The organism is Bradyrhizobium paxllaeri (assembly GCF_001693515.2).
Classification (GTDB): Bacteria; Pseudomonadota; Alphaproteobacteria; order Rhizobiales; family Xanthobacteraceae; genus Bradyrhizobium; species Bradyrhizobium paxllaeri.
The window spans coordinates 6,254,893-6,277,652 of sequence record NZ_CP042968.1 but is presented as its reverse complement, the minus strand read 5'-3'; the positions used below and the strand labels follow the sequence as shown (position 1 = coordinate 6,277,652).

Below are 22,760 nucleotides of genomic sequence, written 5' to 3'. Positions count from 1 at the left end.
ATATGAGGGACGCTTTGTGTTCGGCGATCGCGACGACGAGATCGTCGACGCTGTCGAATTCCGATAGAATGTCTTCTTTCGAGTATCCGCTTCGATCCAGGATGCCATCGAGGTCCGCCGGCCCGCCGCTCGTATGAGCGAGAGCTTCGCTGATCGCTAGCACGATGTCAGCACGAGCATCCGGCTCCGATTCAGCATCGTCCGGTCGCGCGGAGGTCGGTAGCGATGCTTCGTGTTTTGTATCCGCAATCCCGACTGACTGCGCAGCGTGCATTTTCGCGTAGCGGTGGAATCCGACCTTGATGGCGACTAGGATGGGCGCGGCGATGACAAAGAGCAGCGCGACGGCATTGAACGCTGTGTCGAACGCGATCACGGTGGATTGACCGGTTACGGCTCTGCCAAGCAGGCTCGTGGCAGCCCGGCCGGCGGCCACCGCGTCCATTCCTTTTGCAGTCAGCATCGCCGTCGTCGCCGCCAGCCGCTCGCTGACCGCCGGAACGCCTGCGGTGACGCTGGCGCCAAGCACCGCGACATTGCCGGTGACGTTGTGGTCGATCAACGTCTGCAGTCCGGCTACTCCCATGAGACCGCCGAATTGGCGGCCTGTATCGAAGAGACCGATCCCGAACGCACGGTTGCGGTCGTTGAGTTCGCTGAAGGCGATCAGGGTGATCGACAGAAACAGGAAGCCGAGGCCCAGGCCGCGCAACAGGATGGCCGCCATCATGTCGTCCGCGCCGCTTTGGCTGGTCGAGCCGGACAGCATCCACATCGCAACCATGATCATCAGGATGCCAAAGGGCACGGTGGCGACCGGAGGGACGCGGCGGACCTGCATGAGGAACGCGGCTATCAGGAGCGTGAAGATGAAAAACGCGCCACTCGGCAGCAAAAGCTGGCCGGCGTCGGTGGGTCTGAACGCGAGCACGGATACGGCAAACGACGGAATCAGGAATGCGCTGCCGAACAGCGCGGCGCCGGCGACAAAGCTGACGATGAAGGCGAAGCAAAAATCCTCGGATTTGAACACGGTGAAATCGAGAAGGCCTTGGCCTTTCGCCACCACTTGCTGGCCGAGAAATGCCAGCAGGGCGGCAGCGCCGATCACCGTCAGCCAGAGAATGCGGGGTTCGTCGAACCAGAGCCATCGGCTGCCTTGGCTGAGGACATAGGTGAAGCAGAAGAGTGCGACTGAAATCAGTGAGAAGCCGATCCAGTCGAACCGACGGCGCACAGCCGTAACGGGGCTCGGGCCGTCGGCGATCACCAGCAGTCCGGCAGCCGCCAGGGCCACCGGGACAACGCTGAAGAATATCCATGTCCAGGACTGGCTGTCGATCAACCAGCCCTGGAGGGCCGGGGCGATTGTCGCGGGCGCGACGACCGACCCCATCGCAAACAGCGCCTGAAGGATCGGTTGGTGGGTTCGCGGATAGGCGAGAAAGATGATGGCCTGTCCCCCGACAAGCAAGGCGCCGCCGGAGAAGCCCTGTATCATGCGGAGCGCGACCAGCAGGTCCAACCGGGCCGTGATGGCGGCGATGCCGCATGCCGTGCCCATGATCAGCGTCGCGCCGATGATGAGGCTGCGCGGATTGATGCGGATCATCAGCCAGGGGGCGGTCATGAACCCGATCAGCTTCAGCGCGGTGTATCCGATATCGAGCCAGGCAAACTCGTCCGGTGTTGCATAGGTGTCGCCGATGATATCGTTGCGCCCGAGCGACAGCACGGTGCTGGCGATCGCCTCGGTCAGGGCGGCAACCACAACGCCCACGACAAGAAGGGAGCCTGTCGCGGGCACAGCGCGGCTCGGGGTGGCGGCGACGGCCGTGGTCATGAGCCGCTCCCCAGATCGATTTCGACACGCGCGGATAGCCCGGGCACGAGGCGGCCCGGCAATGGATTGCCGGCAAACCGGATCTTCACCGGCACGCGCTGAACGACGCGAATGAAATTCCCCGTGGCATTGTCCACCGGCAGGAGGCTGAAGGCAGACCCGCTGCCGGGCGCAAAGCTGTCCACCACGCCGTCCAACGTCTGGTTCGGATAGCCGTCGACGGTGATGCGGGCGCGCTGACCGGGCCGGATACGCTCGATCTGGGTTTCCTTGAAGTTCGCGACCACCCACACGTCGTTCACCGGCACGATATCGATCAGGGAGGCGCCCGGCGCGACAAGCCGGCCGACGCGGACCTGGCGGTTGCCGATGACGCCGTTGACGGGCGCATGTACGACGGTGTTGTCGAGGTCGATCTGAGCGAGATCGCGCGCGGCCGTTGCCTGCGCCAGGGCAGCGACGGCAGCTTCGCGCTGAGTAGCAAGCACGGCGATGCGTTGCTGCTGAGCCTCTACCGTTGCCGACGCCGCCGATACACCTGCCTCCGCTCTCGCCAGCGCGGCGTCACTTTCGTCGACCTGGGCCTGGCTGACCGCGCTGGTGCGGATCAACTCCCGGCGGCGATCGGAGGCCTTGGTCGCCAGGATCATTTCGGCAACGTTCGAGCGTTTTTGGGCCTCGGCCTGCCGAATGACGGCGTGCTGAAGCTGGACGTCCGCGTCGACATTGGTGAGGCGAGCTCGCGCAGCTTCGACATTGGCCTGAGCTTGCGCAAGCCGTGCGCGATAGTCCCGATCGTCGATGCGGAACAGGACGTCACCCGCTTTGACGGTCTGGTTGTCCTCGACCTCCACGGCCATGACGTAGCCCGCAACCTTTGGCGCGAGCGAGGTCACGTCCCCACGGAGGTAGGCATTGTCAGTCGATGCCTCGCCGCTGGCATGAACCCAGGTCCATCCAGCAGCGACGACCGCCACCGCGCCGAGGCACAGCAGCAGGCCGATCATCTTTCTCTTCTTCGGCGAGGAAATGCTCATCGTTCGTCACCACTGCGCGGTTCAGCCGCCTTCGATTGAAATTGAGGTGCCCGTAATCCGGTCTGCTACAGCCGCGCGTATCCAACGGGATTCACTGCTGGCTCAGCCGCGAGGCGGCTGATCAGCCCGCAACTAAGCCAATCCCAGGCCGCCATCGACATCGATCACCTGACCTGTCATCCATTCCGAAGCGGAGCCGGCAAGCCGCACGATCCATTCGGCTACATCTTCCGGAACGCCGCGTCGTCCCAGCGGTATGCGCGCTCTTTCCTGTTCCTTGATTGCCGCGGCCTGTTCGAGGGAGAGCCCCATCATGCCAGTCAGCGCGCCTGATTCCGTGGGGCCTGCCGCGACGGCGTTCACCCGTATGCCGAGTGCTGCAAGCTCCAGCGCCCAGCAGCGGGTCAAGTGCTCCAACGCAGCCTTGCTGGCTGCGTAGTGGGATAGCCCAGCCGCCGGCTTGTGGCCGAAAGTGCTCGAGACGTTGACGATCGTACCCCGGTTTGCCCTCAAGTGAGGAAGAGCAGCAGCGGCGAGCAGACTTGGGCCGAGCACATTTACGGCGAAGATGTCCGTGACCCTGTCGGCTGTCGTATCGGCCAGCGGAAGGATTGCGCCTGCGCCCGCATTGTTGACCAAGGCATCCACTCTGCCCCAGATTTCGACTGCCTTGGCGATCGTGCGCCTGGCATCTTCGGCGGAGGCGGTATCCGCAACGAGGCCAGCGATGTTCGAATGCTCGGCCGTTGTTTCCTCGATGGGGCCGGGACGGCGGCCGGTAACGAGCACCTTATCGCCTTGCCTGGCGAAGCGCAGTGCCGCTGCCCGTCCGATGCCGGAGCTGCCGCCTGTGACGATAACTACTTTCTCGCTCTGCATGTTCGATCGCCTTTCGTCTGTTACCGCGCTGTCCAACCGCCATCGACGGAGATTGTCGTGCCCGTGATCTGATCCGCCGCGCCGGAGCACAGGAACACAACGGTGCCGCCAAGCTGCTCCGGCGAGGCAAACTGCAGGGATGGTTGTTTCTCGGCAAGAAGCTCCTCGCTAGCTTCCTTCCGACTGATGCCGCGTTGCGCGGCGATATCGCCGATCTGCTTTTCGACCAGGGGCGTCCGCACCCAACCGGGACACACGGCATTGCAGGTGACGCCGCTTCCGGCCGTCTCGAGGCCGACCACCTTGGTCAGGCCGACCAGCCCGTGCTTGGCTGCGACATAGGCAGCCTTGTGGGTCGAGGCGACAAGGCCGTGTGTGGAAGCGATGTTGACGATCCGTCCCCAGCGTTGCTTTTTCATCTGCGGCACCGCGGCGGCAATGCCGTGGAACGCGGCCGACAGATTGATGCTGAGGATTGCATCCCACTTGGCAGCCGGGAATTCATCCACCGGCGCGGTGAACTGGATGCCGGCATTGTTCACCAGAATGTCGAGGCGTCCGAATTTCTCGACCGTCGCGGCGATCAATCCGCGCACGGCATCTCCTTTGGACATATCCGCGCCATCGTAGACGGCGCGCACGTCATGGTCGCGCTCGACCCCGCGGCGGATCGCCTCGATCTCGCCTGCGTCACCAAAACCGTTCAACACCAGATCGGCGCCGGCTCGCGCCAGCTCCCTGGCGATTCCTAATCCAATGCCGCTGGTCGATCCGGTGACGATGGCTACCTTGCCCTTCAACATGGGAATTCCTTTCGATGCTTTCTGGAAACGAAATCTGCCGCTGTTCATTCCGGGCGATGGATGTCGTGCGTGACGATGCCGACTTCGGGAGCCGGCGGATCCAGGCGCCGCGGATCGGCCAGCGTGCGGCGGATGTCTTCCAGTCCGCTCTGCCAATGCGCACGCATCGCACTCAGCCCGAATTCGTAGTCCCTTGAATGGCCCTCATAGACCTTGGACTGATAGATCAGGTGGACGATGTTGTAGGAGCGATGGCGGGCGAGGTCCGCGATCGCACGGAGTTCCGGATCGCTCTTTGCGCTCGCCGGCAGCTTCTCGAGGGTTCGTTGCAGTGCCTGACGCATCTTCTGCATCCGCAGTGCCTGGTCGGTGACGGCGCGGGTGCGGCTTGAATATTGAATGTCTTTCTGCCGGCTCGACACCTCCATCAGGTCGTAGGGAACCCGGCCCCTGGCCGACCACAGATCGATCTGGAATGTCAGCGTATCGCGAGGCTCGCCGGACAGTACGCGGGAGAGAGGCGTGTTCGAAACAACGCCGCCATCCCAATAGTGTTCACCCTCGATTTCGACGGCGGGGAATCCCGGCGGCAGCGCGCCGGAAGCCATAAAATGTTTTGGCCCCAGTCGGCGTTCGGCGGTGTCGAAATAGGTCAGGTTGCCGGTGCGGACGTTGACCGCGCCGACGCTGACGCGCACTTCGCCCGAGTTCAACCGATCGAAGTCGACGAGCCGCTCCAGGGTCTGGTGTAGCGGTGCCGTATCGTAGAAGCTGGTCGCGGCATCGCCCGAGAACGGCGACCAGAGCGGCGACGGGAAGCGCGGCTTGAAGAAGCCGGATTGGCCCTGGACCAACGCCTTCGCCGCCGCCAGCGCGTTACGCACCGAACTGATGTCGAACGCGAAGGGCAGGGCATTGGCCAGCCCTTCGCCGGCGGGCCACTCTATCGAAAAGGCACAGATGGTCTCCCAGAACTCGCGGAGCCGCGCGACGCGCTCGTCTTCCGGCGAGCCCGCGATGATGGCGGCGTTAAGCGCGCCGATCGAGATGCCGGCCAGCCAGTTCGGCCGGATGCCCGCTTCGTGCAGGCCCTCATAGACGCCTGCCTGGTAGGCGCCAAGCGCGCCGCCGCCTTGCAGCACCAGCGCGACAACATCATAAGGCAGCAGCGCCTTGTTGCGCGGCTGCGGCACAGGATCAGTCTGCTCGCGTATTACGTTCAGCATTGCCAATACTCCTTGCATTGCGACTGGTCCGATCAGCCGGCATTCGCTTCGATCAGGATTTCGGACCCGGAGCCGCGTCGCCGTACAGCCACGTTCGGGGCCAGATAGTCGTGGACCACGGTGCCAAGCCCGAGCGTCAGGTCGGCGACAACGTGCTTTGCCGACAGCACTTGAAGGACCGGCAGCTCAGCGACCGGGGCCAGGGCGTGGGAGAAGAGATCCAGAGCGGCCGGCCCGGTCCATGCGCCCTTCACCGTGATGTCTTCGAGGTGAAAGCGCACCAGCTCGCAGATACGCGGCGTGCCGTCGACATGCGGGATGACCTTGAGCAGGAAATTCGGTCCGGCAAGCTTCCTGGCTTCGGCAGCGGCGTCGAGCGCGCGGTGCTTGTAGCCCATGGTGCCAGTCGCGATGCGGACCGAGCCGTAGTTCAAGGTGCCGACAAGCGTGTCGGTCTCGACCGCGAGCTTCGGCTCCGCGAGCTTCTTGGGAAAGCCCCACAGCTCGCGCCCGCCTGCAATGGGCGGATGGTCGTTGAGAAACATCTGGTGGATGAAGCTGCCGCGCTCGCCCTGGTAGGACACCGGGATGACCTGGCCGCTTTCGGTGTAGTCGCCGAAGCCGGTGGAGTCAGGCATGCGGATGAATTCGTAATTCACCACGGGCTCGGTGATCGCCAGCGGCTCCGGCACGATACGGCGCAACGCTTCGGGATCGGTTCGGTACTGGATGATGAAGTATTCGCGGTTGACGAAGCGATAGGGGCCGGCGGGAAAGGCCGGGTTCGTCAGCGGCATGGCGAATGCGCTTGCGCGCACAGTCTCGTGTTTCATCGAGGTCGAGCTCCAAAAGGGTTTTTGGGTGAGCGGGTCGCGCTCCTAGTTGCGCACCGTTATGGCCTTCCTGTATGTCGCGGGGTCATCGAGGATCTTGACCAGATACTCGGCCACGTCCGCGCGGGTGGCTGTTGAGGTGATGTTCCAGCGCAGATCGGTCCCTGCCTTCAGGTTTCCGCGAGCGCGCTTGAATGTCAGCGTTGCCGGTCGAACGATCGTCCAATCGCAATCACTCTTCCGAACAGCTGCCTCTTGCTCCTCCTTGTCTGCCATCACCTCCCTGAGTACGAGCTTGACCATGAAGCCTGCGCCGAAACTCCCGGTGTGGTAGCTCTCACCGACGCTGACCGAACTCTCAACGATGAGTCGGCCACGGCCTCGAGGCATGGCCGCCAGAATGTTCTTGGTTCCCACCGAGCAAACCGGGACACTGGGCTGGCGTCGACCCCGGTCCCCTTTCGCCTGAGGTATCGCCCCCAACGCGCAGATAACCGCATCCGTACCTTGGACCGCAGACGCCATCGCGGCTGGATCCATTGCATCGCCCTTGACGATCCTGAGATTCGGATCCGTCAAGGGCATGCGCTTTGGGTCACGGACAAAGGCAGTGACGACGTGACCCGCGGACAAGGCGGACTCGACGACGAGCCGGCCTGTCGACCCCGTTGCACCAAAGACAACGACGTTCATCACACCCACCCGTCGCGCGGCTTCGAAGCGTGATCGCCGTGTAGGGTGACTTCCTTGACATGCATGTCCACGCAGAAGGCGCTGCCGTTGAGCTGCGAGGCGCGCAGGGTCTCGTGTTTCATCGAGGTCGAGCTCCAAGGGGTTTTGCGTGGGCGGGCCGCACTCCGGTGCTGGAAACGCGGCCCGTATCGGATGAAGCGCTTACTGCGCGCCCTGGTTCGCCCTAACCCGACAAGCGGTCAGTAATCCCAGGTGACCGGTACCCAACGAAACACGTCGCCGGTGACCGCCACCCGGCCGACGGACGGGAACGGCAGGTGAGTGGCCACCAGCAGCTCGCCGGTCGCTGCCAGCTCCCGCAAAAGCCGGCCCCGAACGCGGGCCGCCTCCTCGGGATCGTGTTCGAAGCCGTTGTGCCAGTCGGGGTTCTCGAACCCGACCGTGAACACGGCGTCGCCGGCGAATGTCAGCCGGTCGCCGCCGGACGCCAGGCGAACCACACTGTGCCCGGGGGTGTGGCCGCCGGTGCGGATGGCGACCACCCCTGGAGCCACCTCGTGCTTTTCCTTGAACAGCCGCAACTGGCTGCGGTACTCGTTCAAGAACCGATTGGCGGTCGCCCGAAGCGCGTCCGGGAAGCCCTCCGGCATGGCGGTTTGGGAAAAATCGGGCAACGCCCAGAACTCGGCCTCGGCGGCCGCAACGTGAATCCGCAGGTCCGGACGCAGCCGCTCCTTCACGCCGTCGACGAGCAGCCCGCCAATGTGGTCCATGTGCATGTGGGTCAGCACCACGTCGGTCACGGATCCGAGATCGATGCCGGCGGCCTCCAGTCGCTGGACTGTTCGCCCGGCCTTCGGCAAGTTCGGGTTCACCCCTAGCCCAGCGTCGACGAGTATGGTCTGCCCGCCACTACGCACCACGACCACGTTCAGCGGCCAATCGATCATTTCCGGCGGCAGCAACATGTCTTCGAGCCAAGCCGCCCGGACGGCCGGGTCGGTGTCGTGTGCCAACATCTTGGTTGGCAGCGATAGCACCCCATCGCTGATCACCAGCACCTCAATCTCGCCGACCCGCACCGCGTAGCGCGACGGAACCAGCTCGTCGTGTCCCGGTCGACCGAGATGTGAGGGGTTGTCCAGGCTCATGTGTGAGGTGTTGTGTAGGTTCATGTTTGTCTCCTCTCGAGTGTTGCGGATCATCTGATCCATCCTTGAAAGCTCTTGCGTTCGGTGCTGGGCGGGCCGCGCTGCTGCGTGAGAAGCGCGGCCCGTTTCGCGTGAAGGCCTAGAGGAAGCCGGTCACGTCAGTCACACGCTCCGGATCGGCCGAGGCCAGTGCGGCGGCGCGCTCGGCCTTCGGCGGATAGATCCAGACGGTGTTGATCTCCTGCTTGGTTTTCTTGGCGACGTCGCCGACCATCGTCACCTCGCGCTCCCAGCCGCGCGTGAACAGCGCGCCGGATTCGCCGAGGTCGAGGCAGGTGACGTAACCCTTCTGGTGGTAGGGTTTGGTCGGCACGCCCAGGAGCTCCGCGGCGGCGTTGTTGCCGGCGAAGGCCCCCATGCGCGTCGCGTGCTGACACGACATCAGTGCGTAGTTGCCGTCATCGTCGCATGCGGCTCTTGCGGCATCGCCGGTGGCGAAGACACCGGGCACCGTCGGCACGCGCAAATCGCGGTCGACGAGCAGGCGGCCGAAATTGTCACGCTCGGCGGGGATCTGCTGGGTCAATGGCGCGGCGCGCATGCCCGCCGCCCAGATCACGGTCTCGGTTTCGATGTGTTCGCCGTTGGACAGGGTGACGCCGGATTTGTCGAGCGAGGCGACGCCGGCCCCGAGCCTGGTCTCCACGCCGAGTTTGCGCATGGCTTCCTCGATGAGCGGGCGGGGGCCTTCGCCCATATCGGGAGCGATCGCGCTGTTGCGGTCGACGATGATCACGCGCGTCTTGGCATCCTTGCCGAAGATCTTGCGCAAGCGCGAGGGTATCTCGGTGGCCGCTTCGATGCCCGTGAAACCGCCGCCGGCAACGACGACCGTGTCGCGCCCGTTCACGGCTGGTCGGTCAGCCAGGCCGTGCAGATGCTTGTCGAGCGCGATCGCGTCATTGAGCGAGTCGACGCTGAAGCTGTGCTCGGCAAGGCCGGGAATGTTGGGGCGGAACAGCCGGCTGCCGGTGGCTACCACCAGACGGTCGTAAGAAAGCGTTTTTCGCGTGCCCTTGGGCGTCGCGATCTGCACCGTCTGCGCCTTGGTGTCGATCGTCTCGGCGCTGCCCTGCACATAGTCGACATCGATCGCCTTGAGGACGTCCAGCAGCGGCGCCGTCAGCGTTTCCGGCTTCGGCTCATAGAGCCGCGGGCGGACGACCAGCGTCGGCTCGGGCGCGATCAGTGCGATCTGGAGTTGTTCCGGCGAAACGCCCTGGATGTCGCGCAGGCGGGCGGCGGAAAGTGCGGCGTACATGCCGGCGAAGCCGGCCCCAATGATGATAAGTCGCATGGTGTTTGCTCCTGTGGTTGAATGTTATTGGACGCACGCGTCATCGCCGCCGCTCATGGCGGCAATCCTCGTACGATCGGTGACGCAGGGATGTGAGACGAAGCCCCGGCTGTTACGGAGCGGGGCAGTCCGGCACTAACGAGATCGGCATCGAGCGCTCGCACGCCGCTCGGCAGCCTCTGGGGCCCATGAGAGAGCTGCGTTGAAAGGCAGTCGACGGAACCGGCTTGGCGGGCCAGTCCTTGTAAAAGAGGATGGAAGGTACGGGATTTGCAGTGTGCGCGGCCTGTGCCGGAATTTCCGTTTCTTCACCCGCTGCCGAGGTGAAGCGAACGCTCAATGAAAGTCCGTACACGAGGGCGGTCGCGACGACCCTCCGTCGGGGTGCGATTGCAAGCGGGCTGATGACGTTCTTCCAGGCCATCGTTTTGTCTCCATCCGTTATTGGCGTTGAGCACCATGGTGATCTAGCGAATTAGACTGGCGGCTGCCCCAGAGCGATTGCCGTACCTGTAGAGCGATTGCTGCTACCGCATGCGCCGTCGCCAATCGCTCGGGGTTTCGCCGGTCAGCTTCCTGAAGGCTGCGGCGAACGCGGTCTGCGAGGAGTAGCCAAGCGCGGCTGCGACCGAGACGACTGATTCGTCGGTATCGCGCAGCATGTTCATGGCCTGCTCGAGCCGGTGCTGGCGCAGCCAGGCATGCGGGGAGAGCCCGGTGCTTTCCTTGAAGGCGCGGCAGAAGTGGAAACGAGACAGGCCGGCGTCCGAAGCGAGCGCCTCGAGAGAGACGTCCGCGTCACTGTCCGAGCGCAAGCGCTCGATGGCGCGGAGCAGGACCTTCGGGGCCAGCCCACCCACGGTCGGCTGGAACGGGGTGGGCGAGCCGGTGTGCGCGGCCAGGACGCGCGTGGCGAGGAGGTCCGTCAATTGCTGTCGGAACAGCGCATCCAGGGCCTCGTTGCCCTCCAGGACATCCGCCGCGCTCAGGAGCAATCGGGACGTAACGGGGTCGGGATGTCCCGTTCGCTCCAGGAGATTGATCGGTGTGGCGGTGTTGGCTTCGTCGGCAACGCGCTCGAGCGTTGCGTGAGGAAGATAGAGCTGAACGACATCAACAGGTTTCGGAATATCCCATCGGGAGCTTGATCCTTCCGGAATGATGATCACAACCCCGGGACGAAACGTTCCAATCGCAACCGATCCTCCTGACCGCCGCTCGATGCGCTGCATCGAGCCGTTGTAGGCCATGATGACGTGGTGGCTCATGGGCTCGACGACGTCGTGCAATGGTTCATGTTGCCAGTGCGCGATCCCGGCACCGGAGGCGTCCAACGCCATGCGAACTGGCTTGGTGTGAAGCACACGTGCCATCTCCACATCGGCGTGGCGGCGTTGGTCCGGACCTACCTCGGACGCGGTTGATAGAACTTCTGAAGAATGGCGCAAGATTCGGTTGCTCATTGGACTTGTTCTCGCGTCGAGGGTGGCGTCATTGCCTTCCGTTGCCTGCAATCATGACGGCAGGCATCGCGCGAAGGTATCGTGCGGCGAGACTGGTCCGGCTGGGTTCGGCGGATAGACCGACCTGCACCTTGGTATAGTGCAGGCGGCGCGTTCGGCATCGCAAAGCCTTCGTGCAGTGAAGTAGAAACTCATTGAATGAGGGGACGAGGCTAGCGAGGGAAGTCGGCAGAGGTGGCGTCAGGTGTGGCAGCGGCCGCAAGGCTGGTCGAGAGAGGTTTGCACGAGGTATGGAGGCGCAGATACGTTGTCAATCCTGGTAATCCGAACTGACAGGGACTGTGAACTGAAACGCCGCACCTTTTGGTACGTTTGCGGTCGCCCACAATTGTCCTCCGTGATCTTCGACGATCGAGCGGCAGATGGATAGTCCCATCCCCAAACCGCTCGACTTCGTCGTATAAAATGCCTCGAAGGCTCGCTCGATCGCGCCGTCTGACAGGCCCGGGCCGGAGTCTCGCACAGCAACGAGAACGCGGTCGGCTTCAGCCTGGGTGCTGATCAGCAATTCCCGACGGTCGTCGCTGATTTGGCCCATCGCCTCGACTGCATTTATGATCAAGTTCAGCATCACCTGTTGAATCTGGACCCGACTGCCTTGAATGACAGGTAAACCTTCCGCCAGGTGAGTCCGCACTTGAACGCCGTTTTTCAACACTTCCCCGCGCGTCAGTCCGATAACCTCCGAAATGGCTTCATTAATCTCCAGGCGATCCTTTCGCACCGGCTCCTTCCTGACCAACGCGTGCGTCCGGTCAACAACTTCAGCGATGCGCATGCCGTTCAGCACGGCTCGGTCTATTGCTTTCTTGGCCTTTTCAACATCTGGCTGCGGGCGTGTGAGCAGGCGTTGAGCGGTTTGGGTGTTCAGGAGCGCGGCCGTGATCGGCTGCTTGACCTCATGCGCAATAGACGCCGTAAGCTGTCCCAAAGTTGCCAGCCGATTGGCGTGGGCCAATTCCATCTGCATGTTGCGGAATCGCCGCTCGCTCTCACGCGCTTCTGCTTCTGCCCGCTTACGCTCGGTTAAATCGAGCACAAACGCGACGCCCTGGTCCTCTGTGCCTTCAAGGCTCGCGACCCCGATCAACACCGGGATACGGCTGCCATCCTTCCGGATATACTCCTTTTCAAAGGGCTTCACGGGTCTCTTGTTCTTTAGCTCGGATATCGTCATCGCAGTGCGATCGCGCCATTCAGGGGGCGTCATGTCCGCCCAGCTCATCCGACCGGACAGGAGATCGTGCTGATCATATCCAACGATGCGGAGAAACTCACTGTTGGCATCAAGAATCTGACCCTCCATATTCCAGATGATGATGCCGATGATGTTGGCATCGACCAGGCGGCGAATTTTCGCCTCGCGTTGCTCAATCTCTCGCTGCATGGTCGCAATGGATCTCAAGTCCGCCTGCAACACGTCCCGCCACTGCAATAGCAGTCTGAGGTAGAGCTCGCTGTATTTGTTGCTTTTCCTGTCGAGAACACAAATCGTTCCAAATATCTGGCCATCGGGCCAACTGATAGGCACACCGAGGTAAGAGATCATGCCTAGTTTGATGTCCGGATTTGATTTCCACGCCTCATCTTGCAGCGCGTCCGGGACCATCAATGGTCGGCGGGTGTTCATTACAGTTTCACAATAGAGCCCTGTATTGAGACAAGCGGCCTCGTCCGGTTCGTAAGGATTTCCCTTGGATTCGCTGGAAACGAAAACTTTGATGTTTGGAGGCTCTACCCTCATGATCAAGGCGGAGGGAACGCTGAGAATATCGGCCAGAAGATCTACGATCTCCTGCCATTTTCCCATGACTTCCGCGGGTATTTGCATGCTGTTGAACATGTCAGTCCACCTCGGCACTTATGTCCGTTGTGATCGCCTTGTGAAGGGGGCTGGCCATCGGAAAATTTTTCTCACCAGGCGTCAGATGGAAAGCCAGTCAGCCCCAGGGCGGACTGCAGATGCCGAAGCAGCGCTTCACTTTCCATCGGCTTCGTCAGGTATGCATAAGCGCCAGCTCTGGTCGCGCGCGATAGCGTCCCCGGATTTGTGTCAGCCGTGACAATGATCACCGGTATCGAGGAGCCGATGTCCCGCAGCCGCTGCAGCAGATCGATCCCACTGCGACCAGGCATGCTCACATCGGTGATCAGGCAGTCGAACCTGCCCGGGACGTACTCGGCCATGAAGGCCTCCGCTCGATCAAAAGTGCGACACGATAGTTCCAGCACCAGAAGGAGATCGGAAAGGGCCTCTCGCACAGCTTCATCGTCATCTACGATCGCGACTAAAGGCGCCTTGGACAACGGATGACTCTTCGCTCTCACGGCCGGATGGCCGTCTCCCTCATCTGACCCGCTGGCGGCCGGATCGTAACCATCCTTTGGTCTAGGGTGACTTTTTCTCCCGAACCTCCGCAGGCAAGAGTTCCCAGATGCGAATGAGTTGAGCGACCGAGGTCGCCTGCATCTTCCTGGTCACGTTGCCGCGGTGCAGCTTGACGGTGATCTCGCTGATGCCGAGATCGAAGGCGATCTGCTTGTTGAGGCGGCCCTTCGCCACTTCGCACAGGACTTCGCGTTCCCGCGGCGTCAGTTTTGCATAGCGATCGATATGTTGCTTGATGTGCCGGGCCGCGGTTCGCAGCGAAATGTCCTTCTCGATTGCCCCCGTAACCGCATCAAGCAGCGTCTGGTCCCTGACCGGCTTGGTCAGGAAGTCGACGGCGCCCGCCTTCATCGCCTGCACGGTCATGGCGATATCGCCATGGCCGGTGAGGAAGATGATCGGTCGCGTATTGCCGTTCGAGGCGAGATGGTGCTGGAGATCCAGGCCGCTTGCGCCGGGCATGCGAACATCGAGGATCAGGCAGCCGGGCCGTTCCGGAAGATCGGCCTGCAACAACTCCTGCGTCGATCCAAAACTGCATGCGTCGATTCCCACCGACATGAGAAGTTCTTCAAGCGCGGATCGGACGTCCTCGTCATCGTCCACAATCAAGACGAGTGGGCGGTCCGCAGTGTCGGCGGCTATACTCATGGGAAGGCGGGGCAAGGGTGGTGAAGCAAATGAGCCGGCGAGTGCAGCTGTCCCAATCATGGCGTGACCGTGCATGACTAAATCCTTCACTCAAGAATGGACCGGAGAAGGGCGTTGGTTTGCGCAATAGCGCCGCGGGCCGCGGGCGTATCGGCCAATGCGTTGAGCATGACGAAATCATGAATGGTGCCGTTGTATCTCGTAGAGGTGACGCGCACCCCCGCGCGAACCAGTTTGCGCGCGTAGCTCTCACCCTCATCACGGAGCACGTCGTTCTCGGCAACGATGATAAGTGCGTCCGGAAGGCCAGTAAGTTGATCAATCGAGGCGTTGAGTGGCGCCGCGGTGATCTGTTTGCGCGCGGCGACGTCCGGAAGATAGGCGTTCCAGAACGATTCCATCGCTTGCCTGGTCAGCCACGGACCATCTGCGAACGAGGCATAAGACACGGTGTCGAACATTGGACTGAGGGCGGGATAGAACAGCACCTGCACATCTATCTTGGGGCCGCGCCGCTCTTTCGCCATGAGAGTGACAGCGGCCGCCATGTTGCCGCCGACGCCGTCGCCAACGATGGCCAGGCGCGTGGAATCGATCCCTAGATGGTTGGCATGTTCCATCAGGTATTTGGTAACGGCATAGACTTGTTCGATTGCCACGGGGTATTTGGCTTCCGGCGTGCGGTCGTAATCCACGAAAAACAACGCAACTTGCGCACCGACCGCGATTTCGCGGATCAAGCGGTCGTGCGTCTCTTTGTCTCCGAAAGTCCAGCCACCATGGACATACACCAATGCTGGGAGCGTTTCACTTGCTCTCTCCGGTCGGACGATGCGAACCGGCACGGCTCCGGTGGGGCCGGTAGGGGCTATCATGTCCTCAAACCGCACGGCTGGCTTGCCGATCACGCCTGATTGGATACCCGCCAGAAATCTTCGCGCGTCTTCGGGAGATGGTCCGCGCATCATAGGGCCGTCAGCGATCGTATCGACGAACTGCTGCGTCAGAGGCTCCAGCAACGCTGTGTCGGGGATATTTGCCGGTGCTGCATTCTCAAGCATCGATATCCATCCGAAAAGGAGCGGTCGACGTGCATCATGCGCGCGCGCGCGATAAGCCTCTAACCAAAACTTGTGAAATCTCGTAAAATCCGGATGGAGGGCGTGAATCCTCCCCATGAAGCCTTGTGAATTTTCGTGAAATCTCAACAGGAGATGTGAAGCCGCCGGCTTTGGAGCCGGTCTGGGCTAGCGATGCTCCGAGAGTTCATCCAACAGGCTCTTTGCGACCTTGAGATCGTTGGTTTCGTATCCCTCGTTGAAGCGGCTATAGATCGGCGAGAGCAACTCGTATGCTTCGCCGGCTCTTCCCTGATCCCGCCGCAGTCGCGCCAGGCCAGTTGCGGTGCGAAGCTCCCACGCGAGGGCCTCCTGCGTTCGGGCTAACTCAATCGATCCCAGAAAATCTTCCTCGGCCTTGCCTGCGCCCTGATTGGCGTCCCGCTGCAAAACGACGACACCGTTGATCCGCAACAGCTCCGGGCTGCACCAGCGCTCTTCGCTTTGCTTGCTTCGTACGATCGCTTCATCGATCGTGGCCTTCGCCTGCGCGGCATCGCCGGCGACCGCCAGTCCCTCCGCCAGCACGCCCAGGAAGGTCGTGAGATACTGGACGAATCTGGCTCGACGGAGTTCGTCGATGCCGGCTTTCAGCTGCTGCAATCCGGCAGCGAGATCGCCGCGCCGGACGTGCAGTTCTCCTTCGAAGCAGCGCCCGTAAGCGCGCCAGATATCGAGCCCATCGCTTGCCGTCTGATTGAGCAGCATCCTTGTGTAGCGTTCCGCGGCCAGCAAATCGCCGGACATGAGCGCGACCGGGCACGCTGCTTGAGCAAGCGCGTTGCAAAGCGAAAGCTTGTGATTGAGCGAAAGAGCCTCACTGACATTGATCTCGACGCAATGTAACGCCTGATTGGCAAACCCTTGCAACCATAACACCCGCGCGAGCGTGATGCGGGCTGTCACCCGTTGATCGAATTGGAAGCGCACCGCATGTGATCGACGGACCGGAGTTACGTAGCGCGCCAGCATACGCTCAATGTGCTGTCTCGCACTCGCTTGCTTGCCCAGGAAATGCAGCGTCGCACCTGTCAATCGGTCGCCGAGCAATTGATCATTGATGTCCGCCGTCTTCTCGGCAACGGAAGAAAAGCGCCCTGCGAGGGCCAGAGCTTCGCGAAACTCTCCCCGATTAACTCGCGAAGCCCACATTCCCCAGAGTGCCCGTAAACGGTAATCAGTATCGTCCAACCCTTCCGCGATTTCGAACGCGGTCGCCCACGCCGCTCCAGTGTCTCGGGCTGCTGCCGTTGTGTACATCTGCGACCAGGCAACCGCGGCATAGAGGTGCATCCGGCGACGGTCGTCCTTCGTCGCGCTGTCTTCTAGGGCAGCCAGCGCACGCTCGGCCCGCGTGCGACATTCCTCCATCAGCGACATCTCGAACCAAAGCGGCACCGCCGCGACCGTCAACTCTACGCCGATGCCAACATCGCCACTCGATGAAAAGGCCCAATCGAGCGCACTGCGAATATCGTCGATCTTGGGAGCATGGGCGGTCAACCACTCGGTCGTGGGTTGCGTCTCCCACTCGGCATGGGCACGCTCGATCCGGTCGAGCTGGTAGAGCGCGTGTCGCTTCCTCACAGCCTGTGTTTCATCATCCTCGGTCAGCCTTTTCAGGGCGTAAGCTCGCGCCGTATCGGTTAGGCGATAATATACGGTCGCAGCCCCCACATCCGCGACGACAAGCGACTTCTCGACAAGGTCGGCAACGACCCCATCTACCTCGGAGGGGATAATTTTGGTGTCGCCAGCGATGGCGCTCGCTGCCTCCATCGTAAAGCGGCCGGCAAAAATACCCAGGCGACGCATGACGACGCGTTCGATTTCGGAGAGTAATTCGTAGCTCCAATCAAAGGCTGCACGAAGCGTCTGATGCCGTGGCAGGGCGGTGCGCCGACCGCGTGTCAACAGATGAAATCGATCGTCCAGGCGGCTGGCCACTCCGCGAACCCCAAACGCGTCAACGCGACATGCAGCAAGCTCTATTGCTAGTGCGATTCCGTCGAGCCGACGGCAGATTTGCGCGACAACCGGGACATCGTCATCCCTGAGTTCGTATCCGCCGGCGCTCGCTGCCGCGCGTTCGACGAAGAGTTGTACCGCCGGGTAGCTGAGCGCTTCCATAACTGTAAGTCCTGCCTCGGCAGGAGCGGTTTCCAGTGGCGGGAGGCGCTGCACGCGCTCATCTTCGGCGCGTAAAGGTTCTCGACTGGTGGCAAGAATGTGAACACCCGGTGCCGCTTTCAAAAGCTCTTCAGCCAGCGCTGCGGCTGCCAGCAAGACGTGCTCGCAGTTGTCGAACAGCAGCAGCATCTGCTTGTCCTTCAGAAGGGAGGCCAGTGCGGGATATGGATTCTCCGAGCGGATGGCAACGCCAAGCACAGAAGCGAGCGCGCTTGGCACAAGCTGGGGATCGTTGAGCGGGGCAAGATCGACAAACCGTCCACCATCCCTGTAGGAGGCAATCAGCTGGTCGGTGACCGCCAGGGCAACCGTGGTCTTTCCGATCCCGCCCGGTCCGACAATCGTGACGAAGCGGCCTCGCTGCAATCGACTGCTCACCATGGCAACGATGTCAGCGCGGCCGATCGGTCGGGTGAGGCGATCGGGGAAGTTGTGCCCTTTGTGGGCGGTGGCGGGGAGAGCTTGGGTTGCGTCACCTGTCAACCGTACAACCGTCGCAACGAAGCGATACCCTCGACCAGGCACCGTAACGATGTAATTCTCGCCGGTCCCGCCTTCCGCAAGAGCACGCCGCACGGCGTTGATTTGGGCTCGGAGATTCGATTCTTCGACGGTGAGGCCGGACCACACGCGAGCGATGAGTTCATCCTTGTCGACCAACTCGCCGGCGCGCTCAATCAGGGTGACGAGAATTTCAAAGGCTCGACTTCCGAGCGGAATCGGATTTTCGCCTTGAAGCAGTAGTAACTGTCGCGGGAAAAGGCGGAATGGGCCAAAGGTGAAGGTAAGCTCGACGGACGCTCTTGTGCTATTGCGTCCGTTAGCTTCCGTCACGGGCAAAGGAGGATCACGGTCGCCTCTGATAGCGGGTGCCATTTTTGGCTCGCCTCGTTGAGACCGAAGGAGGACGGACTACCACGCACGATGGAATCGGTCAATTCCACGGTCCATCGCAGGCCGGACATGTGCGTAATCTGGACAGGTCTCAGGCACGTGCCTGATCGTAACATCCTTCGGTCTAGGATGATGTTTGCTCTCGAAGTTCCGCAGGCAGGAGTTCCCAGATGCGAATGAGTTGACCGACGGAGGTTGCCTGCATCTTCCTGGTCACGTTGCCGCGGTGCAGCTTGACGGTGATCTCGCTGATGCCGAGATCGAAGGCGATCTGCTTGTTGAGGCGGCCCTTCGCCACTTCGCGCAGGACTTGGCGTTCCCGCGGCGTCAATCTTGCGTAGCGGTCGATATGTTGCTTGACGTGCCGGGCCGCGGTTCGCAGCGAAATGTCCTTCTCGATGGCCTCCGTAACCGCATCAAGCAGCGTCTGGTCCCTGACCGGCTTGGTCAGGAAGTCGATGGCGCCCGCCTTCATTGCCTGCACCGTCATGGCGATATCGCCATGGCCGGTGAGGAAGATGATCGGTCGCGTATTGCCGTTCGACGCGAGATGGTGCTGGAGATCCAGGCCGCTTGCGCCGGGCAGGCGAACATCGAGGATCAGGCAGCCGGGCCGTTCCGGAAGATCGGCCTGCAACAACTCCTGCGTCGATCCAAAACTGCATGCGTCGATTCCCACCGACATGAGAAGTTCTTCAAGCGCGGATCGGACGTCCTCGTCATCGTCCACGATCAAGACGAGTGGGCGGTCCGCAGTGTCGGCAGCTATACTCATGGGAAGGCGGGGCAAGGGTGGTGAAGCAAATGAGCCGGCGAGTGCAGTTGTCCCAATCATGGTGTGACCTCCTCTGATCGCTTCTGCTCCGCGTCCGGCGCGGTTGTTCACCAAGGGTTGAGCGTTCGGTGCGCGTTCTAGTCGCTGTCCGGTTCCGACGTCTTTCCTAAAGCCGCCATACTTTGTCGGAACCTGCTCCAAGCGCGTGATTGTGATACGAACTACCTAGCTGCACCAAGCTGTGACCGGATGATCCGGTGGGCGGATCATGTTGAAATAGCTTTGAAAATCGAGTTGGCGCCAAAGGCGTCGATTGCTTGTCACGACAGCTTCGCGCTTCGCGAGCAAGGCTGGACGGTCGCTCGCCGCTAACAGATAATGTGGGAAGACTTGAGGGCGATTGACGATTGCCCGCTGCAACTCCAGGGACTGCCGATTCAAATGACACAAGCGGGCGTCTTTGGACGAAGGCTCGGGCAATTCTTGCACCTGAAGGATGCGCCGCCCTCGCTGGTTACGCGTTCATTGCGCAGCACCGAACTCGCGGTCACCGAAACCCGGGATGACAACCCCGTGCCCGGTCTTTCCGGCTCGTTTACCCCAGAGGATGCCTTTCTCGTCAGCCTGAAACTGCACGATTACCCGGACTGCGAACTCTGGGAGAACGGCAAGTGCGTGATGAAAGCCGATGTCCCGGCGGGCGCAACCTATCTGTACGACCTCAAGACCGATCCGCGCTACGTGATCAACAAGCCGTTCCACTCCCTGTTTTTCTATCTGCCGCGCTCGGCGCTCGATGGCCTCACCGAACAGTCCCGCACGCCGCGCATCGGTCAACTCGCCTGTGAGCTCGGCGTAGGCCATGACGATTCAGTCGTCCGTCATATCGGCGCGACGCTGCAGCAGGGGCTACGTCGGCCGGACGAGACCAACCAGCTTTTCATCGACCATATGATGCTCGCGCTCACTGCGCATGTCGCGCAGGCCTATGGCGGACTACGTCCCGACAATAAACCGAACCGCGGTGGCCTTGCGCCGTGGCAAGCGAAGCAGGCCTGCGAAAGGCTCGAGGCAGACCTCGGCGGAAAGCTTTCGCTGGAGCAGATTGCGGCCGAATTTGGCCTCTCGGTCAGCCATTTTTCACGCGCATTTCGAACTTCCACCGGCTTGCCACCGCACCAATGGCTGCTTCGCCAGCGCGTGAAGACGGCCAAGCAGTTGATGACTGTCCGCGATCTGCCGCTATCTGAAATTGCGATCTCGGCCGGGTTCGCCAATCAAAGCCATTTTACGCGGGTGTTCTCGGCCGTGGTCGGCGTCAGCCCGGGAGCATGGCGCCGCGAAACGCAGGGTGGTCCGGAAAGCGACACGTGATCCGGATTTGTTGGCGCGTTTCTCTCGAAATCGCTATGGACGATGCCGGGAAATGGCATAGACGGCCCGGCGTAGCGCAAAGATCTCGTCTGGCGGATGACCGATGCCTTCGGCGAGATTTGCCGGATCGAAGACGGACGCGTCGCAGGCGTCATCCGCTTCAACACCGGTGATGACGATCGTTCCCAGCCGCACCGTGTCGCGACTGTCCTCATCCGGCCATCGGGCGGTCACGTCCATGGTGGGATCGCCGGGACGGTCGAGCAGCGCCATCACATTGAATCGGGCATCGCCTGCAGCGATCCGGCTTTCGAGGTCGTCATGCAGGAAGTCAACAGGCTTTGCCCTCGCTTCCTCATCGGTGAGCGTGACGCCTTCGCCCACCGGGACGGCCTTGAACTTGATGAACCGCGTTTCGCCCTTTGCATTCGTCGCGGGAAACGAATGTACGCCCCAATATGTGGTGGCCGCAAAACTCGCCGGCAGCGGATGCGTGGCGATGTAGTTCGCCTGATGCAACGTTTCGGGATTGGCGGCGGAGAATGCCATGATGTTCGCCGTATCCGGCTTGCCGTTCGTCCCCACCATGCGCGCCTTGAGGAAGGCCAGCATCTGGTCGGGCGTCCTCGCAAAATGCACCGGTACGCTCTGCAGGAGAATGTCCGAGCGATGGGCTTCGTTGCCGAGCCTGAAGCTGAAGCCGCGCGGCACGAATCTGTCGGTATCGGCCACGTGCGGATCGCTGCCGCCCACCGAAAAGCGCGCCAGTACGCGCGATGGTCTGGTGAAGCTGCGGGACTTTGTAATCTCTTTCGCCCGCTCCGAGGCGGCATAGGTGCCGCGAACGCACCGGCCTTTGACAAAGCTCGCGCGCGCCTTCGGATCGCCGGCTACCCCTTTCAGGGCGTCGACGATGGAGGCGGGCGTGGCGGTGCCGGTTGGGAATTCGGGCATGCTGAAATCTTGAGCGTGAGCGTTCTGTGTGCGTTTTGGCGCCGGACAGATCCGGTGTCTTCCTCAAAACGATCAGGCCTTGTCCGATCCTGCTGCCAGCTGCCCATCCGCGAGGCACCATGCGCCGCCGCTACCCCCGGTAGCGAATCCGCCTTTCCACCCACAGGCTATTCACCCTAGACCAGCGGATTAGAAATGCGATCCTCCCGTAGGATACCCCGGACCACGCCGCGCGACGCATCCTTGGCGCAATCTCGTCAATGGAAGTGGGAGAGAGAGATGCGCGAGTGTCGACAGGGGGCGGCGAGGCCGGATCGATTACCGGTTCGGCGCCGAGACAAGCTGGCCTATGCTGTCGGCAGCGCGACGGAAGCGGAGGAGGGTGTTTCCGACGAAATGCTTCTGAAGGGGGTTGCGGAAGGCGACAAGGCGTCGATGCACATCATGTTCGCCCGTCACCGCACAAAGGTGTTTCGCTTCATTCAGAGGATCGTTCGGAATGCGGCCATTGCCGAAGATCTCGTCAGCCAGGTGTTTCTCGATGTCTGGCGATCCGCAAACAGGTTCGAAAACCGCGCGCGGGTTACCACGTGGCTATTCTCGATCGCCCGCCTCAAGGCATTGTACTCCCTGCGGGAACGAAAGCATGAGGATATCGATCAAGACGATGTCGTCGGGATTGCCGATGCCTTGGATACGCCAGAAGCCGCGCTCGATCGCAAGAAAACGAGTGCGATGCTACGTTCATGCATCGACCAACTGTCTCCGGCGCAACGCGAAATCATCGAACTGATCTATTATCACGAACATTCCGTCGCCGAAGCCAGCCGGATCGTCGGCATTCCCTGTGCCACCGTAAAGAGCCGGATGTTCTACGCACGCAAGCAACTTGCGCGGATGCTTGTCAGCGCCGGTTTTGAGGCCACAACGGTCAGAACCGACGTTGATGAGAGAACAGAAGAACGGCCATCGCTTGGATTGCCGTTCGAGATGTGGCCGGGGTCAGCAGCCGTTCCGCAGGAGGCGTTCGGGCGGGTCGAGTGAATGCGCCCGCAAGCGCCATGGGAATG

General features: G+C 61.7%; 18 protein-coding genes and 2 pseudogenes. 2 read left to right on the top strand and 18 right to left on the bottom strand.

Annotation, left to right across the window (positions count from 1 at the left end; all coding sequences use genetic code 11):
- Window positions 1-244 precede the first annotated feature (244 nt).
- The 17 genes and pseudogenes from LMTR21_RS29965 to LMTR21_RS29880 form a co-directional block, all read right to left on the bottom strand.
- Window positions 245-1,843 (bottom strand): annotated as a pseudogene (locus LMTR21_RS29965) (MFS transporter); the annotation flags it as partial.
- Window positions 1,840-2,880 carry an HlyD family secretion protein gene (locus LMTR21_RS29960; protein WP_065751123.1) on the bottom strand — a complete coding sequence of 347 codons (1,041 nt, stop codon included), beginning with the start codon at window positions 2,878-2,880 and terminating at the stop codon, window positions 1,840-1,842. The gene LMTR21_RS29960 and the pseudogene LMTR21_RS29965, both read right to left, overlap by 4 nt.
- Window positions 2,881-3,012: 132 nt before the next feature.
- A complete protein-coding gene (locus tag LMTR21_RS29955; protein WP_065751124.1) occupies window positions 3,013-3,759 on the bottom strand; it encodes an SDR family NAD(P)-dependent oxidoreductase in 747 nt (248 codons plus the stop codon).
- A 20-nt stretch (window positions 3,760-3,779) separates the two neighbouring features.
- Window positions 3,780-4,562, bottom strand: a complete 783-nt coding sequence (locus LMTR21_RS29950) for a 3-hydroxybutyrate dehydrogenase (protein WP_065751182.1) — start codon at window positions 4,560-4,562, stop codon at window positions 3,780-3,782.
- A 44-nt stretch (window positions 4,563-4,606) separates the two neighbouring features.
- On the bottom strand, window positions 4,607-5,788 hold the full coding sequence (locus LMTR21_RS29945; protein ID WP_065751125.1) for a DUF3734 domain-containing protein: 1,182 nt from the start codon (window positions 5,786-5,788) through the stop codon (window positions 4,607-4,609).
- Between the two features lie 32 nt (window positions 5,789-5,820).
- Window positions 5,821-6,621 (bottom strand): acetoacetate decarboxylase, encoded by an 801-nt coding sequence (locus LMTR21_RS29940; RefSeq protein ID WP_065751126.1) that lies wholly within the window; start codon window positions 6,619-6,621, stop codon window positions 5,821-5,823.
- Between the two features lie 45 nt (window positions 6,622-6,666).
- Window positions 6,667-7,314: an NAD(P)-dependent oxidoreductase gene (locus LMTR21_RS29935; RefSeq protein ID WP_065751127.1), complete on the bottom strand. Its 648-nt coding sequence runs from the start codon at window positions 7,312-7,314 to the stop codon at window positions 6,667-6,669.
- On the bottom strand, window positions 7,314-7,436 hold the full coding sequence (locus LMTR21_RS41535; protein WP_283813523.1) for a hypothetical protein: 123 nt from the start codon (window positions 7,434-7,436) through the stop codon (window positions 7,314-7,316). The genes LMTR21_RS29935 and LMTR21_RS41535 overlap by 1 nt, the downstream gene beginning before the upstream one ends.
- A 117-nt stretch (window positions 7,437-7,553) precedes the next feature.
- Window positions 7,554-8,528: an MBL fold metallo-hydrolase gene (locus LMTR21_RS29925; protein WP_084030442.1), complete on the bottom strand. Its 975-nt coding sequence runs from the start codon at window positions 8,526-8,528 to the stop codon at window positions 7,554-7,556.
- 76 nt (window positions 8,529-8,604) lie between these two features.
- Window positions 8,605-9,822 (bottom strand): NAD(P)/FAD-dependent oxidoreductase, encoded by a 1,218-nt coding sequence (locus tag LMTR21_RS29920; protein WP_065751129.1) that lies wholly within the window; start codon window positions 9,820-9,822, stop codon window positions 8,605-8,607.
- A gap of 527 nt (window positions 9,823-10,349) precedes the next feature.
- Window positions 10,350-11,285 carry a helix-turn-helix transcriptional regulator gene (locus LMTR21_RS29910; RefSeq protein WP_065751130.1) on the bottom strand — a complete coding sequence of 312 codons (936 nt, stop codon included), beginning with the start codon at window positions 11,283-11,285 and terminating at the stop codon, window positions 10,350-10,352.
- Between the two features lie 310 nt (window positions 11,286-11,595).
- Complete coding sequence (locus tag LMTR21_RS29905; RefSeq protein ID WP_065751131.1) at window positions 11,596-13,188, bottom strand: GAF domain-containing sensor histidine kinase; 1,593 nt, start codon at window positions 13,186-13,188, stop codon at window positions 11,596-11,598.
- A 71-nt stretch (window positions 13,189-13,259) separates the two neighbouring features.
- Window positions 13,260-13,673: a response regulator transcription factor gene (locus LMTR21_RS29900; RefSeq protein WP_283813522.1), complete on the bottom strand. Its 414-nt coding sequence runs from the start codon at window positions 13,671-13,673 to the stop codon at window positions 13,260-13,262.
- Window positions 13,674-13,734: 61 nt separating this feature from the next.
- Window positions 13,735-14,385 carry a response regulator transcription factor gene (locus LMTR21_RS29895; RefSeq protein ID WP_065751133.1) on the bottom strand — a complete coding sequence of 217 codons (651 nt, stop codon included), beginning with the start codon at window positions 14,383-14,385 and terminating at the stop codon, window positions 13,735-13,737.
- Between the two features lie 86 nt (window positions 14,386-14,471).
- Window positions 14,472-15,446 (bottom strand): alpha/beta hydrolase, encoded by a 975-nt coding sequence (locus LMTR21_RS29890; RefSeq protein ID WP_065751183.1) that lies wholly within the window; start codon window positions 15,444-15,446, stop codon window positions 14,472-14,474.
- A gap of 186 nt (window positions 15,447-15,632) precedes the next feature.
- Window positions 15,633-18,569, bottom strand: a complete 2,937-nt coding sequence (locus LMTR21_RS29885) for an ATP-binding protein (protein WP_084030445.1) — start codon at window positions 18,567-18,569, stop codon at window positions 15,633-15,635.
- Between the two features lie 142 nt (window positions 18,570-18,711).
- The gene (locus tag LMTR21_RS29880) at window positions 18,712-19,362 is read right to left on the bottom strand and encodes a response regulator transcription factor (RefSeq protein ID WP_065751134.1); all 651 of its coding nucleotides are present in this window, start codon (window positions 19,360-19,362) and stop codon (window positions 18,712-18,714) included.
- Between the two features lie 441 nt (window positions 19,363-19,803).
- On the opposite strand from LMTR21_RS29880, the gene LMTR21_RS29875 reads away from it, so the two are divergent.
- The gene (locus tag LMTR21_RS29875; protein WP_065751135.1) at window positions 19,804-20,736 is read left to right on the top strand and encodes a helix-turn-helix domain-containing protein; all 933 of its coding nucleotides are present in this window, start codon (window positions 19,804-19,806) and stop codon (window positions 20,734-20,736) included.
- 33 nt (window positions 20,737-20,769) lie between these two features.
- On the opposite strand, the gene LMTR21_RS29870 is transcribed toward LMTR21_RS29875, so the two are convergent.
- Window positions 20,770-21,690 (bottom strand): catalase family peroxidase, encoded by a 921-nt coding sequence (locus tag LMTR21_RS29870; protein WP_065751136.1) that lies wholly within the window; start codon window positions 21,688-21,690, stop codon window positions 20,770-20,772.
- A 279-nt stretch (window positions 21,691-21,969) separates the two neighbouring features.
- On the opposite strand from LMTR21_RS29870, the pseudogene LMTR21_RS29865 reads away from it, so the two are divergent.
- Window positions 21,970-22,611, top strand: a pseudogene (locus LMTR21_RS29865) (sigma-70 family RNA polymerase sigma factor); the annotation flags it as partial.
- Window positions 22,612-22,760 lie beyond the last annotated feature (149 nt).

Bases quoted from the DNA above. Each gene is read 5' to 3' on its own strand.
- LMTR21_RS29945 (WP_065751125.1), bottom strand. From the start codon at position 5,788: ATGCTGAACGTAATACGCGAGCAGACTGATCCTGTGCCGCAGCCGCGC.
- LMTR21_RS29960 (WP_065751123.1), bottom strand. From the start codon at position 2,880: ATGAGCATTTCCTCGCCGAAGAAGAGAAAGATGATCGGCCTGCTGCTG.
- LMTR21_RS29905 (WP_065751131.1), bottom strand. From the start codon at position 13,188: ATGTTCAACAGCATGCAAATACCCGCGGAAGTCATGGGAAAATGGCAG.
- LMTR21_RS29870 (WP_065751136.1), bottom strand. From the start codon at position 21,690: ATGCCCGAATTCCCAACCGGCACCGCCACGCCCGCCTCCATCGTCGAC.
- LMTR21_RS29920 (WP_065751129.1), bottom strand. From the start codon at position 9,822: ATGCGACTTATCATCATTGGGGCCGGCTTCGCCGGCATGTACGCCGCA.
- LMTR21_RS41535 (WP_283813523.1), bottom strand. From the start codon at position 7,436: ATGAAACACGAGACCCTGCGCGCCTCGCAGCTCAACGGCAGCGCCTTC.
- LMTR21_RS29910 (WP_065751130.1), bottom strand. From the start codon at position 11,285: ATGAGCAACCGAATCTTGCGCCATTCTTCAGAAGTTCTATCAACCGCG.
- LMTR21_RS29955 (WP_065751124.1), bottom strand. From the start codon at position 3,759: ATGCAGAGCGAGAAAGTAGTTATCGTCACAGGCGGCAGCTCCGGCATC.
- LMTR21_RS29925 (WP_084030442.1), bottom strand. From the start codon at position 8,528: ATGGATCAGATGATCCGCAACACTCGAGAGGAGACAAACATGAACCTA.
- LMTR21_RS29895 (WP_065751133.1), bottom strand. From the start codon at position 14,385: ATGAGTATAGCCGCCGACACTGCGGACCGCCCACTCGTCTTGATTGTG.
- LMTR21_RS29950 (WP_065751182.1), bottom strand. From the start codon at position 4,562: ATGTTGAAGGGCAAGGTAGCCATCGTCACCGGATCGACCAGCGGCATT.
- LMTR21_RS29935 (WP_065751127.1), bottom strand. From the start codon at position 7,314: ATGAACGTCGTTGTCTTTGGTGCAACGGGGTCGACAGGCCGGCTCGTC.
- LMTR21_RS29875 (WP_065751135.1), top strand. From the start codon at position 19,804: ATGACACAAGCGGGCGTCTTTGGACGAAGGCTCGGGCAATTCTTGCAC.
- LMTR21_RS29940 (WP_065751126.1), bottom strand. From the start codon at position 6,621: ATGAAACACGAGACTGTGCGCGCAAGCGCATTCGCCATGCCGCTGACG.
- LMTR21_RS29880 (WP_065751134.1), bottom strand. From the start codon at position 19,362: ATGAGTATAGCTGCCGACACTGCGGACCGCCCACTCGTCTTGATCGTG.
- LMTR21_RS29885 (WP_084030445.1), bottom strand. From the start codon at position 18,569: ATGGCACCCGCTATCAGAGGCGACCGTGATCCTCCTTTGCCCGTGACG.
- LMTR21_RS29890 (WP_065751183.1), bottom strand. From the start codon at position 15,446: ATGCTTGAGAATGCAGCACCGGCAAATATCCCCGACACAGCGTTGCTG.